Origin of the sequence: uncultured Tateyamaria sp. (assembly GCF_947503705.1) — a bacterium.
Classification (GTDB): Bacteria; Pseudomonadota; Alphaproteobacteria; order Rhodobacterales; family Rhodobacteraceae; genus Tateyamaria.
This window is the reverse complement of the sequence record NZ_CANNES010000001.1, coordinates 889,136-902,544: the sequence shown is the minus strand read 5'-3', so window position 1 is coordinate 902,544 and position 13,409 is coordinate 889,136. Positions and strand designations below refer to the sequence as shown.

Here is a 13,409-nt window from a genome sequence, read left to right as displayed (position 1 = left end):
CTAGCGGCTTTCGCCCGGAATACGGTTGTTGGGTTGGCCCGATGGTGGGCCGCCCCCGCCCAGAATATCGCGCAGCAGCATGTCAATCAGACCCTCGGTCGTGCGGGGGATCGTCCGTTCGCGCCGGTTGCTGGTTGTTTCGGCCTGCGGTCGCGGCGCACCTTGCGGCGCAAGCATCGGGAGCGGCCTGACTGGCACACCTTCGTGAACCCGGATCATCGTCTCGCGAAATATCTCTGCAGGCAATCCGCCCCCGGTCACGCCTGTCAGCGGCGTGTTATCGTCATAACCCATCCAGACGCCCGTGACGTAATCCGCCGTAAAGCCGATAAACCACGCATCCCGCGCAGCCTGCGTCGTGCCGGTCTTGCCCGCGATCTGGCGGCCACCGAATTGCGCCCGCGCGCCCGTGCCTTCTGACACAACCTTTTCCATCATCCAGATAAGTTGCCCGGCCGCCTCTTCTTGGATGACCCGCTCGCCGATGCCGCCACCGGTGCCCATCAAAGGTTCAGTGTCGCCCTGCAAGCGCAGGTTCACAAGGCCGTAGGGCGTGACCGATGACCCGCCATTCAGGATGCCCGCATAGGCCCCCGTCATCTCAAGCAACGTGCTTTCCGATGCTCCCAGCGCAAGTGCGGGCCCGTCTGCCAGATCGTTTTCGATACCGAACTGGCTGGCCACTTGGCGCACAAGGTCGCGGCCCACCGATTCCGATACTTTGACCGCAGGTATGTTCAGCGACTGCTTCAACGCGTCGGTCAACGTCACCTGGCCCGAGAACGTGTTGGTATAGTTGCCGGGACACCATTCGCCCGAGCCGGGGATGTTCAGGCAATAAGGTTCGTCCACAACCGTGTCCAAGGGCGAATAGCCCAGATCCATCGCCGCGGCGTAAACGAATGGCTTGAAGGCAGAGCCGGTTTGCCGTTTCGCCTGGATCGCGCGGTTGAACACACCCGCCACACGGCTTTCACGCCCACCAACCATGGCCCGCACAGCGCCGTCCGCCCCCATGACGACGATGGCAGCCTGGGCCTTGGACCCCTCGCGCACCTTGTTTTCGAATATATAGTCAAGCGCCTCTTCGGCGGCCCGTTGAAGGCGCTGATCCAGCGTGGTGCTGATAATCACGTCTTCGGTCGTGTTGCGGGTAAAGAACTCGGGGCCGGACGCCATGACCCAATCGGCAAAATACCCCCCTGCTTTGCGCCGGGCGGCCGGCGACAGGGTGGCGGGGTTTTCCTGCCAGCGCGCGACCTCCGTTTGGGACAGGTATCCTTGATCCCCCATGAGGCGCAGCACGGTGGCCGCCCGATCCTGCGAGCGTTGCAGGTTCGCGGTTGGCGCAAGCGAGGACGGCGCGGTCAATAGTCCGGCCAGCATCGCGGCCTCTGCCGGGGTGGTCAGAGCCGCCGCCTTGCCGAAATAACGCTGTGCAGCCGCCTCTGTGCCATAAGCGCCGCCGCCCATATAGGCACGGTTGAGGTAGATCGACAGTATCTCGTCCTTGGAATACTTCGCCTCCATCGCCAGGGCATAGACGGCTTCCTTGGCTTTGCGTTGCAGCGACCCACGCCGACAATCGCGCACGTAAGCCGCCTCGGAGGCCCAGGCGCTGGGATCATATTCAACGCCGAGGCAAAGCAGTTTCGCCGTCTGTTGGGTGATGGTCGAGCCACCATGCCCCTCAAGCGGCCCGCGCCCCTCGCGCAGGTTGATACGCACGGCCGAGGCGATGCCGCGGGGGCTCAGCCCGAAATGGCGATAGAACCGGCGGTCTTCGGTGGCGACCACAGCGTCGCGCAGTGCGGGCGAAACGGTAGCCACGGTCACGGCCCCGCCGAACTGGTCCCCGCGCCAGGCAAAGGTTTTTCCCTCGCGATCCTCAAGCGTCACTGACCCCCGTGCGCGGCCATCCAGCAAAGCATCGGCATTGGGCAGCGTCGTCCATGTATATCCAACCGCCAGCGCCAGGATCAGCACGGCCACCGCCGTGACGCGCCAGGTGATCACCCAGATCAAACGGAGGAACCAGCGAAGGATGCGAACAAGGATATTGTCGGTCTTTTTGGGTTTGCGGGCAGGCGTGCGCCGTTTGGGCGCGGGTTTCTTGACAGGCTTTTTGGCGGGCGCTTTGCCCGTGCCCTTGGGATACCGGCGATCAGCCACAAGGGGCCGTTTCCCACGTTTTGAATCACTCATTATCGACCCCTGCCCGGCCTTTTGTTTTGCGCATCATATCGTCTTTGATCGGCTTTGCCACGCCCGTAGAGCGGCCTGATTGCGATTCCTAACTGATTATTAATTAGGCGATCTATGCTTTTTGCGCATTTTTTATGCACACGCACAGAAGATCATCGCCCGATTCCGGCGCCACATCTTTGCCCCAAAGCCCCGATGCACTCTTTTCCCCAGCATATCGCAGGGACACCTGCCAAGCGAAGGGGACACGAGGTGAAACTCATTATTGCAACGATCAAACCGTTCAAGCTGGAGGAGGTTCGCGAAGCGCTGACCGAGGCCGGCGTGCGCGGCATGATGGTCACGGAAATCAAGGGCTTCGGCTCGCAATCGGGCCACACGGAAATCTATCGCGGTGCGGAATACGCCGTGAATTTCGTGCCCAAGGTCAAGATCGAGATCGTGGTCGCCGCCGCAATGGCCGACCAGATCGTCGAGACCATCACAAAGACCGCCCAGACCGGCAAGATCGGCGACGGCAAGATCTTTGTTCTGGATGTGGAACAGGCCGTGCGCGTGCGCACCGGCGAAACCAACGAAGACGCACTTTAAGCGCACCAGCATAGGGAAACTACGGACAATGAAACTCACGAAATCTCTTATCGTTGGCGCGGCTCTGACCGCATTGCCGACGCTGGCGCTGGCACAAGATGCCCCCGCTCCGAGCTTTGACGAGATCGGCCCATATATCATGACAACCCTGCTGTTCTGCATGGCGGGTTTCCTCGTATTCTTCATGGCCGCCGGCTTTGCGATGCTCGAAGGCGGCCTTGTCCGCTCCAAGAACGTCACGATGCAGATGACCAAGAACATCGCGCTCTTCTCGATCGCGGCGATCATGTATTGGCTGGTCGGCTTCAACACGATGTACCCCGGCGACTTTAACGGGTTCTTTGCCCTGGGTGGTTGGACCATTCTGGACGATGTTGGCGTTTCGGCTGCGGATGCGGCCCTGGATTATGCGTCCGTTGGTTCGGATTTCTTCTTCCAGCTGGTGTTTGTCGCGGCCACCGCATCCATCGTTTCGGGTGCCGTTGCTGAGCGGATCAAGCTGTGGCCCTTCCTGATCTTTGTCGTTGTTTTGACTGGCTTTATGTACCCGATCTCGGGCTCCTGGCAGTGGGGCGGCGGCTGGTTGTCCGAGCTGGGCTTCTCCGATTTTGCCGGCTCAACGGTCGTGCACTCTGTGGGTGGCTGGGCCGCTCTGGCTGGTGTCATCGTGCTTGGCCCCCGCTTGGGCAAATACAAGGACGGCAAAACAAATCCGATGCCTGGTTCGAACCTCGCCCTTGCTACTTTGGGTACGTTCATCCTGTGGCTGGGTTGGTTCGGCTTTAACGGTGGTTCGCAGCTTGCGATGGGCACCGTGGGTGACGTGTCTGACGTATCGCGCATCTTTGCCAACACCAACATGGCCGCCGCAGCCGGTGCTGTCACAGCGCTGATCCTGTCGCAACTGCTCTACAAAAAGCCTGACCTGACCATGGTGCTGAACGGCGCGCTGGCGGGCCTGGTGTCCATCACGGCCGAGCCTCTGGCACCGTCCCTGCTGGGTGCGTTGCTGATCGGTGGTGTTGGTGGTGTGATCGTTGTGTTCACCATTCCGCTGCTCGACAAGCTGAAGATCGACGACGTTGTCGGCGCCATTCCGGTGCACCTGTTTGCAGGCATCTGGGGCACCATCGCGGTTGTGTTCAGCGGTAGCGCGACCCTTACGGCTCAGCTGACAGGTATCGTGGCATACGGTGTGTTCACCTTCGTCGCATCGCTGATCGTCTGGTTCATCCTCAAGGCTGTCATGGGTATCCGCGTCAGCGAAGAGGACGAGATCAACGGTCTGGATATGTCGGAAATGGGCATGGAAGCGTACCCTGAGTTCTCCAAGGGCTGAGCACCTTCCTCTCGGAACCTTGAACCACTGGCCGGGCGTTCGCGCCCGGTCTTTTTTTGTCCAATGAACAGAACGCTTACACAGCGTGCGGTGGGTTAAGGGACAATCCCGGTTTTCCGCAGCGCTGACGTTTCTTTTGAAAAACGTACAGTGCGGGGCCAAACCTGTGCACTTTGAGCGGGGTGGATTTGCGCCAAATCCATGCTCATTTTTAAAATGAGCACTTTGTGCCCCAATCTGTACAGATTGATTTGGCCCTACGGATGGCAGGGTTAACAAAGCGATATCTGCCGGGAATTTGTGCGCCGTTAACCGGGTGGTTAGATTTAGGCCGTTGCACCTGTGGCCAAACGACCCTCCGGGGGGAGCATATTTTTGGAACAATGAAGATAAAGAGGGCCGCCCTGGAGAGAGCGACCCTCGTTTGCATTGTGGGCGTCGGGGTTTCAGACGCCTGCTTTGACGATCGCCTCGGCCAGCAGCGGGACGCTGTTGGCGTTGAGCCCTGCGATGTTGAGGCGGCTGTCACCGACCATGTAGATGCCATGATCTTCGCGGAGTTTCTGGACCATCTCGGGCGTGGTGCCGAGCCGTGAGAACATGCCCCGGTGTTGGGCGATGAACCCGAACCGGTCAGAGCCTGCCCGCTGCCGCAATTCCGTGGCCAGTTGTTCCCGCAGGCCCAGCATGGAGACGCGCATCGCCTCGACCTCGGCCATCCAGTCGGTACGGAGTTCGTCGTCATTCAGGATCATCGTCACCAACCGCGCGCCGTGATCGGGTGGGAAAGAGAAGTTTTGACGATTGAGGAAGGCCAGCGTGCCCTGCGCCACTTTGGCCTCTGTTCCGTTTGCGATCATCATCAGGATGCCGGTGCGTTCGCGGTAGATGCCGAAGTTTTTCGAGCAACTGGCGGCAATCAGGCATTCGGGCAGCGCAGCGGCCACGGCGCGGGTGGCTTGCGCGTCCGCCTCTAGCCCGTCGCCGAACCCCTGATAGGCAATGTCGATCATTGGGACTGCGCCAGTCTGTTGCAGCACCGCGATGACCTCTTGCCATTGCGGCATGGTCAGGTTGGCCCCGGTCGGGTTGTGGCAGCAGCCGTGCAGCAGCACGACATCGCCCGCTTTGGCCGTTTTGAGATCATCGAGCATGGCATCGAAATCCACGCCCCGTGTTTCGTTGTCGAAATAGCGGTAGGGCACCATTTCCATGCCCAGATATTCGAGGATCGACAGGTGGTTGGGCCAGGTCGGGTTCGACACGAACACCCGCGCATCAGGCCGCGCCAGCTTGATCAGCTCAAACGCCTGCCGCACAGCGCCTGTACCACCGGGCGTTGCCGCCGCCGAGACGGTGGCGCGCGGCACCGCGTCGCCCAGCACCAGTTTGACCATTGCATCCGAGAAGCCCGGATCGCCCGTCAGCGCCACATAGCTTTTGCTGGTCTCGTTTTCCCAAAGCTGCTGTTCGGCGGCCTTGACCGCGCGCATCACGGGCGTGTTGCCCGACGCATCCTTGTAGACGCCGACGCCCAGGTCGATCTTGTCGCTGCGCGGATCGTCCTTGAACATCTGGACCAGAGCGAGAATCGCATCGGGTTTTTGGGCTTGCAGGGTTTCGAACATCAGGCCTCTCCTGTGGCGACGGGCACGGTGGGGAACATCCCCCATTCGGCCCAGCTTCCGTCATATAGCGACCAGCTGTCGTGGCCTGCGCGTTCCAGCGCGAGGCCGAGGATCGCGGCGGTGATCCCTGATCCGCAGCTGGTGATAATGGGTTTTGACATGTCGATGCCTGCCGCTTCGAAAATGGCTGTCGTCTCGCTGGCGGGCTTCATCGTTTGGTCGTCATTGAGCAGCAGGCCAAACGGCACGTTGCGCGACCCCGGGATGTGCCCGGCGCGCAGCCCCGCGCGTGGCTCTGGCGCCTCACCCCGGAACCGGGCGGCGGCGCGCGCGTCCACGATCTGGGTCGAGCCCAGTTTTGAGGCGCGACTGACTTGGGTGACGTCCCGGACCAGTTGGTTCTGGAACCGCACCGTCATGTGCCGATCCTTGACAATGGGTGCCATGTCTTCGGTCGGGCGCCCCTCGGCTTGCCATTTGGGCAGCCCGCCGTCGAGCACCGCCACGTCCCGGTGCCCCATCAGTTTGAAGAGCCACCAGACCCGTGGGGCCGAGAAGATACCCGTGCCGTCATAGACCACCACCTGGTGCCCGTCGCCCACGCCAAGGGCCCGCATCCGGCTCATGAATTTCTCGACCGGGGGGGCCATGTGCGGCTGATCGGAGCGGGCGTCGGAGATCTCTTCGATATCGAAGAACCGTGCGCCGGGGATATGCGTGCCCTCGTATTCGGCGCGCGCGTCCCGCCCGCTGTCGGGCATGTACCAAGAGGCGTCGAGGATCCGCAGATCGGGGTCTTTGAGATGGGCCGCCAACCAATCGGTTGAGACCAGTGTTTTGGGATCATCCTGGGGCATATGCGCCTCCCGCTTTGCGTCCTTGTCTGGTTACGCCTGCGCGGTGAGCGTTGCAAGACCGGGGTCGGTCGCAATGTAGCTTGGATGCTGTTGCATCTTGTCCCACCATTTGGTGAGCGCCGGGTGGGTCTGCAGCGCCTGAGCGCCTTGGGGGGCCATGGCGAAATAGCCGAGCATGGGGGCGAGGTGGAAGTCGGCGAGGGTCAGGGGGCCGTTCAGCACGAGCCCTTCGGCAGCGATGTCGTTCAGTTGGGCGAGGATGGGGGTCGCGGCGGCGAGGCCTTGTTGGACCATTTGCGGGTCTGCATCGGCGCCGATGAGGGGCCGGAAGACGCCGTGGGAGAACACCTGTCGCACCATGGGCCAGTAGCCGTAGGCGTCGATGATGGCGATGGTCTGGGCCATGCGGGCTTGGGCCTTTGGGCCGCCGGGGATCAGGTTTGTGCCCGGCAAGGTCGTCGCGAGATAGCGGGTGATGACGGACGTTTCGCACAGGGTGAAGCCGTCGTGGTCCAGCACGGGGACGCGATGGAAGCGGGTAATTTTTGCCAGTTCCGGGTCGGGTAGATCAGCGAAGGGGTCCACTTCGACCGAGATGTAGTCAACGTTCAGAGCGGCCAGCGTCATCCGGGCGATGCGTGTGTAAACGCTGTAGCGGTAACCATAGAGGGTCAGCGTCATCCTTGTTTCAGGAGCCGCTGTTTCTGGCGGCCCCAATCGCGTTTGGCCGAGGTGTCGCGCTTGTCATGCAGCTTTTTGCCTTTGGCGATGCCGAGTTTGATCTTGGCCATGCCCTTGTGGTTGAAATAGAGGACCAGCGGCACGAGGGTCATGCCCTTGCGCTGGGTCTCGTTCCAGAGCTTGGACAGTTCCTTGCGGGAGACGAGGAGCTTGCGGCGGCGGCGTTCTTCATGCTTGAAGGATTTGGCCTGGGCGTAGGGGGCGATGTAGGAGTTCACCAGCCACAACTCGCCGTCCTCGACCGCTGCATAGCTTTCGGCGATGTTGGCCCCACCCTGGCGCAGCGCCTTGACCTCGGAGCCTTCGAGAACGACGCCGCATTCGATGTCATCCTCAATGGCATAGTCAAACCGCGCCCGCCGGTTCTCGGCAGCGATCTTGTAGTTGGGGTCTGATTTACCGGTGGCCATGGGGTGAGGATGTAGGGGGTGGGGGTGTGGAGGGCAAGAGGAAGAGGTTTGTCACACCTGCTACGCGGCGCAGCGCGATACTGTGCTACATAAGGTGGCTGGCCGCATTGCGCAGAAAGCGGACTTTGCAAAGTTTGGCGTGTTTCCCGACAACAGCCGTTCGTGTAGCATGCGGCTAAAGCCGGGTCAGAGCCCACTTTACCGGATGCTTCGCCATTAACGAACGGCTGCTTATGAGTGTCAACCACGTTGCGCTATTGAACTGCTCATAGAACGCAGCGAGCAGTTTTTGTTCATAAATTCGCAGTAAGTCTTGCTAAACTATTGCGCGGAGAGTCCATGCAACAGAATTTTAGTGACTTCCTAAGGCATGGCGGCACTGGCCAATACGTCCTTTCGCACCGGCACGGGAGAATTCTAGGCCGAAACCTTGGGCTTTCTCTCAAATCGGCTTTCCCGAACTACTCCGCTCTACGGGCAGATTTTGACGACCGCCTTGACCAAGTGGCGGCCGAAAACACCCGGATGCTTCTGAACGCTTTGACGCCCCCAGATACCGTGCCGCTCGTGTCTGAAGCTGATCTCAGAGACGTGTCAGACGCCAAAGAGGAAGCGTTAAGCGCATGGGAGTCGCGACTTGATAGCATATTCAATGAGTACCAAGACCACCCTCAACGACTGAGACCTCTGCGTACGGCAATGGAAGAACGCTTGTTGCGAGCGTTTGCTGGTCTGATCAACCAGCTTCGACAAGAGGACCTTGGTATTGAGAGCTATGTTTGGCGCTCACAGGATGATGCCAAAGTGCGGGATAGCCATGCAGAGTACGACGATCAAGTATTTCGCTGGGATGATCCCCCGGCTGGCGGGCATCCGGGCGAAGCTCATAACTGCCGGTGCTACGCGGAACCCATGGCGCCAACCCCTCGAGACAACGTAATTTTAGCTGACTTTGACGGCAGCGTTCCGCCACAAGATTTGTTGGAACATGAAGTTCGTGGAGGGCATACCATTGCTCAACACGTAGGAAAGAGCGATGATTTCCTGCTGAGTTCTGTCACGACCCCTCGCGTTCGATCACCATTTCTTAGCCTTTATCGCTATCGTCACGGATCATTTCCGTCCCTTGAGGCTGCACGCAAGTTGACGAATTCCAACCTTGCTAACAATGCTGCTGTTGTCGAAGACGTCGTAAGCGGAAGGAGAAAAAGGGCATTCTTGAAAAGTGATTTTTCTTCACCGACGGGAACGGAGGCGTTCCGAATGACCCAACGACGCTCATCACCCGTAATTCTTCGGCAGACGTTTGGGGTTGGAACGGTGATTGAGTATGCCCCAGATATGCCCGATGGCTTTATTATCATCACATCGTATCCAAGGAGGGACTGATATGAAGCCACCCCAGTCGTTTTATGACTTTACTCTACAGCTTCACCAGGACCTAGATCTTGTCTATCCCGGATGGGATTCAGACACGCCGGGCGCGCGCTATGAAATTTATGAAGATTTTCGCCAAGGATACGGTGATCGGGCAGTCCGGGAACTGGCCAAGTACGGCAAAAGTCTCTTAGCTGACGACAAAACGGACCTGGGCACACTTTGGTTCAATGAATCCAGGGCTGATTGGGCTATTCCAGACAAGGGCGTCCGTTTTCTGTTCGAGGATTTTTTGAGCTGGGCAGCTTCGCTTTCTTAGGCCGTTTCTGAACTTAAGAGCTCACAAAGCAGACCTTAGCGCAAGCGCAGCGAAAAGCAGCTTCGTCCCGCACCTTACCAGTTGGCGACTCGCGCGTCGAAGGTCAGCTATCGCACAATCCCGTCAGAGGGCATGGGTCCGCTTTGGGCTGACACCTGCCATTGATGGAACCAATGCCCCTCAATCGCCGAGCTTTTTATGCACCTCGTCCAGGTCGATCTCGCCTATGGGCATCTTGTTCCCCGGGTTCTCGAAGTCGTATTTGAACAGATTGAAGTCCCGTTTGTAGATTTCGTAGACCAGATGCATCGACAGGTCGTCGAAGTAGTCTTCGACCGGGTGGGCGCGTTTGGGGCCATGGCCTTCGCTCTCGTTGAACCTTGGGATGTCTTCGAGGTTCACCGCGTTGGGCGTCTTGATCGCCCCCATGACATCGGCCATGCCTTCGTTGAATTTCTCTGTCCAGATAATCTTGTCGTAGCGGCCGCCATTCACGATGAAGGTCGAGACGTGGCCCGACATGGCGGACCAGTGGATGTCAGGCTCCATCGGGCGGCGCCAGCGGATGGTGTCGCGGGCAAAGAGCAGGAAGCGGCGGAACGATTTGATCTGATCGAACTCCTGCTTGCCGTCGTGGCCCCCCACCTCGATCCCGTATTTCTGGATCAGCAGCGGCACGAGGTTGCCGCGATAGCGTTTGCCGTTGCGCTGGATACCGCAGATCTTGTCGAAGAACGAGCTGAGGATCCGCGTGTAGGGGTTGCGCACGCAGGTGAACGCGTAGCTGGAATGGGTTTTCACGTTGTCGGTGATCTTGGGCTGGCTTTCTTCCAGCGCCCATTTGTGCATGCCGCCCTGGGCGTCATGGATGTCGCCGTCGAAAAACTCGCCATGGTCGGAGTAGAACATGATCTGGCCGATGGTCGAGCAGGCGCATTTGGGCACCACACGGTACACCACGCTCTCGCTTTCCGTCATCCACGTGCCTGGAAACCCCATAATACTCGCCCCTGATCTGTCGCCGCTTTGTCGCGCCCGCTCATTGAACGCCAAAAAAGCAAATAAATTCTGTTTATTCAATCTCTCCTTAGTCTTATCTACGTAAACAATCCCACGTAAAGAGGTTGGTACGTTTCCAGAATGGCAAAAATCGCCTACATCCTGCTCTGTCACAAAGACCCCGACGCCATCATCAAGCAGGCGGAGCGGTTGACGGCGGCTGGCGACTATATGGCCATCCATTTTGATGCCCGCGCCAACCCTGTCCATTTTGCGGCGATCCGTGCGGCGTTGAAGGACAACCCAAACGTGACCTTTGCCCATCGCCGCATCAAGTGCGGTTGGGGCGAGTGGAGCCTGGTGCAAGCCACGCTTTATGCTGTGGAATCCGCAGTCGAGGCGTTTCCGAGGGCCACCCATTTTTACATGCTCTCGGGCGATTGCATGGCCATCAAGTCGGCCGAATACACCCATGAGTTCCTGGACAACAACGACGCCGACTTTATCGAGAGCTTTGACTATTTCGACAGCGACTGGATCAAGACGGGAATGAAGGAAGAGCGGCTGATCTACCGCCATTTCTTCAACGAGCGGACCCAGAAGCGCCGCTTCTACGCCAGTTTCAACTTTCAGCGCCGCTTTGGCCTGACCCGTGACATTCCGTCCGACATTCAGGTCCAGATCGGCAGCCAGTGGTGGTGCCTGCGCCGCCAGACCATCGAGGCAGTGCTCGATTTCACCCGCAAGCGCCGCGACGTGATGCGCTTTTTCCGCACCACCTGGATCCCGGACGAGACGTTTTTTCAGACCATCGTCCGTCATGTGGTGCCCGAAGAGCAGATCAGGGGCCGCACTCTGACCTTTCTGATGTTCACCGATTACGGGATGCCGGTGACGTTTTATGACGACCACTATGACCTGCTGGTCAGTCAGGACTACCTTTTTGCCCGCAAGATCAGCGCCGAGGCCAAGGACCTCAAACGCCGTCTTGGCCTGCTCTATGCGGCGGAAAACGTGCAATTCCAGATCTCGAACGAGGGGCGGAGCCTGTTTCAGTTCCTCACCGGGCGGGGCCGGATTGGCCGCCGCTTTGCCACAAGGTTTTGGGAGACCGAAAGCACGCTGGGCCGCAATCGCGAGCTGATGATTATCATCTGCAAAAAGTGGCACGTGGCCAAGCGCCTGCTGGAACGCATCCGCCAGGTCACCAATGTGCCCTCGATGGAATACCTCTTTAACGAAGAGCACACGCCCCTGCCCGACCTGGGCGGCATCCAGAATACCATCGGCAAGCGGACAAGGCACCGCCGTGCCCTGATGCGGATGCTGTTTGACTATTACGAGACCGATCAGCTGATCGTGTGCATGGATCCGGGTGCCATTGACCTCTTGCAGGATTTCGCGGGCGACCGGTCGATCACACGGATGCTGGAGATTCAGTGCGAGTTTTCCGACGACTACCTGATCGGCCATGCGATGCGCGTGGGCCTGGCGGGCGAGCAGACCTCGATCGAGACGCTTGAGCGGCTCTTGCCCACGATCCGCAACGACATGACCTTTGAATCCGATCGCATCCGGGATGCTGATTTCGAACATCTCGACCGCATGCGCGAGGCGGCCGATCTGGATGACAATGCGCGCGCCCTGGCCCGTTTCCTGTCCATCACCGACGACAAGGCCCGCCAGATTGCCGAGGCCGATTACCTCTTTGCCGATTGATCATCGCGGCCCGGCCCGGATAAGCACGCGGGATGAACAACAGCCCAGATTTGGAAATTTTTGCCATTACCCTGCCGGGGATGGAAGACACGCTGGCCCTTGAGGCCCGCGAGATGGGCTTTGACGTGGGCAGCACGATGCCTGGCGGCGTGACCTTGCGGGGCGGGTGGCCCGAGGTGTGGCGCGCCAATCTGGAGCTGCGCGGCGCAAGCCGGGTGCTGGTGCGTCTGGGGTCTTTCATGGCGTTCCATCTGGCGCAGCTCGACAAACGGGCCCGCAAATTCCCCTGGGGTGACGTGTTGCGCGCCGATGTCCCGGTGCGGGTCGATGTGGCCACCTCGCGCAAGTCCAAGATTTACCATGCGGGGGCCGCCACCGAACGGATCGCCAAGGCGCTCGACAGCGACGGGTTCACCGTCGCCGCAGATGCGCCCGTGATCCTCAAGGTGCGCATTGATGACAATCGGGTCACGATCAGCGTCGATACCTCGGGCGAGCTTTTGCACAAACGTGGCCACAAAGAGGCCGTAGGCAAGGCCCCGATGCGCGAAACGCTGGCGGCGCTGTTCCTGCGCCAATGTGGTTTTGACGGCAGCCAGACCGTCTATGACCCGATGTGCGGGTCGGGCACGTTCGTGATCGAGGCGGCGGAAATTGCGGCAGGCATGCAAGCGGGGCGCGCGCGCGGCTTTGCCTATGAACTGCTCACCACATATGAGGCCACAGCCGCCGCCGCGCTGCGCCGTACCACGCGCACAACTACCCCCAACACCCGGTTCTACGGCAGTGACCGGGACGCAGGCGGGGTCGACATGGCCCGCGCCAATGCGGAGCGGGCGGGCATCGCGGATCTTACCCGGTTCACCCAAGCCCAGGCCAGTGACATGACGCCCCCTGACGGCCCGCCGGGCATCGTCATGGTCAACCCACCCTACGGCGCCCGGATCGGCGACAAAAAATCGCTCTACCCCGTTTACGGGCGGCTGGGCCAGGTGCTGCTGGAACGGTTCTCGGGCTGGCGCGTCGGGATCATCACCAGCGAGGCGGCGCTGGCCAAGACTACGGGCCTTCCCTTTGCCCCCGACGGGCCCAGCATCGCCCATGGGGGCCTGCGCGTGCGGCTCTATCGCACAGAACCCCTGCCCTGATCTTCATTGTTCCATAAATACTGCCGGGGGAGCGCAGCGGGGGCAGAGCCCCCTCCAACATATCCATTCAAAAAGG

At 60.0% G+C, this 13,409-nt stretch carries 12 protein-coding genes; 6 read left to right on the top strand and 6 right to left on the bottom strand.

All coding sequences use genetic code 11. The annotated features are described in order from the left end of the window. On the bottom strand, window positions 1-2,205 hold the full coding sequence (locus Q1A44_RS04440) for a transglycosylase domain-containing protein (protein ID WP_299620252.1): 2,205 nt from the start codon (window positions 2,203-2,205) through the stop codon (window positions 1-3). Window positions 2,206-2,457: 252 nt separating this feature from the next. Between Q1A44_RS04440 and Q1A44_RS04435 the strand changes: the two genes are divergently transcribed. Then, the gene (locus Q1A44_RS04435; RefSeq protein ID WP_299620249.1) at window positions 2,458-2,796 is read left to right on the top strand and encodes a P-II family nitrogen regulator; all 339 of its coding nucleotides are present in this window, start codon (window positions 2,458-2,460) and stop codon (window positions 2,794-2,796) included. A gap of 28 nt (window positions 2,797-2,824) precedes the next feature. Then, window positions 2,825-4,135 carry an ammonium transporter gene (locus Q1A44_RS04430; protein ID WP_299620246.1) on the top strand — a complete coding sequence of 437 codons (1,311 nt, stop codon included), beginning with the start codon at window positions 2,825-2,827 and terminating at the stop codon, window positions 4,133-4,135. A gap of 446 nt (window positions 4,136-4,581) precedes the next feature. On the opposite strand, the gene Q1A44_RS04425 is transcribed toward Q1A44_RS04430, so the two are convergent. From Q1A44_RS04425 to smpB, 4 genes are read right to left on the bottom strand one after another with little or no spacing between them, the layout of a single operon-like run. Continuing rightward, on the bottom strand, window positions 4,582-5,763 hold the full coding sequence (locus tag Q1A44_RS04425) for an amino acid aminotransferase (RefSeq protein ID WP_299620243.1): 1,182 nt from the start codon (window positions 5,761-5,763) through the stop codon (window positions 4,582-4,584). Then, window positions 5,763-6,620: a 3-mercaptopyruvate sulfurtransferase gene (sseA, locus tag Q1A44_RS04420; protein WP_299620240.1), complete on the bottom strand. Its 858-nt coding sequence runs from the start codon at window positions 6,618-6,620 to the stop codon at window positions 5,763-5,765. The genes Q1A44_RS04425 and sseA overlap by 1 nt, the downstream gene beginning before the upstream one ends. A gap of 30 nt (window positions 6,621-6,650) precedes the next feature. After that, the gene (locus Q1A44_RS04415; RefSeq protein ID WP_299620237.1) at window positions 6,651-7,301 is read right to left on the bottom strand and encodes a glutathione S-transferase family protein; all 651 of its coding nucleotides are present in this window, start codon (window positions 7,299-7,301) and stop codon (window positions 6,651-6,653) included. Continuing rightward, a complete protein-coding gene (smpB, locus tag Q1A44_RS04410; RefSeq protein WP_299620233.1) occupies window positions 7,298-7,771 on the bottom strand; it encodes an SsrA-binding protein SmpB in 474 nt (157 codons plus the stop codon). Before smpB ends, Q1A44_RS04415 begins: the two co-directional genes overlap by 4 nt. A 339-nt stretch (window positions 7,772-8,110) precedes the next feature. Between smpB and Q1A44_RS04405 the strand changes: the two genes are divergently transcribed. Continuing rightward, window positions 8,111-9,160: a phage minor head protein gene (locus Q1A44_RS04405; RefSeq protein WP_299620230.1), complete on the top strand. Its 1,050-nt coding sequence runs from the start codon at window positions 8,111-8,113 to the stop codon at window positions 9,158-9,160. Between the two features lies 1 nt (window position 9,161). Beyond that, window positions 9,162-9,467, top strand: a complete 306-nt coding sequence (locus Q1A44_RS04400; protein WP_299620225.1) for a hypothetical protein — start codon at window positions 9,162-9,164, stop codon at window positions 9,465-9,467. A 180-nt stretch (window positions 9,468-9,647) separates the two neighbouring features. Here the strand turns inward: Q1A44_RS04400 and Q1A44_RS04395 are convergent, their stop codons facing one another. Then, window positions 9,648-10,466, bottom strand: coding sequence for a sulfotransferase family protein (locus Q1A44_RS04395; RefSeq protein ID WP_299620222.1), 819 nt, complete (start codon window positions 10,464-10,466; stop codon window positions 9,648-9,650). Between the two features lie 141 nt (window positions 10,467-10,607). Between Q1A44_RS04395 and Q1A44_RS04390 the strand changes: the two genes are divergently transcribed. Then, window positions 10,608-12,185, top strand: coding sequence for a DUF5928 domain-containing protein (locus Q1A44_RS04390; RefSeq protein WP_299620219.1), 1,578 nt, complete (start codon window positions 10,608-10,610; stop codon window positions 12,183-12,185). 32 nt (window positions 12,186-12,217) lie between these two features. Further along, window positions 12,218-13,333, top strand: coding sequence for an N-6 DNA methylase (locus tag Q1A44_RS04385; RefSeq protein WP_299620216.1), 1,116 nt, complete (start codon window positions 12,218-12,220; stop codon window positions 13,331-13,333). Window positions 13,334-13,409: the final 76 nt, after the last annotated feature.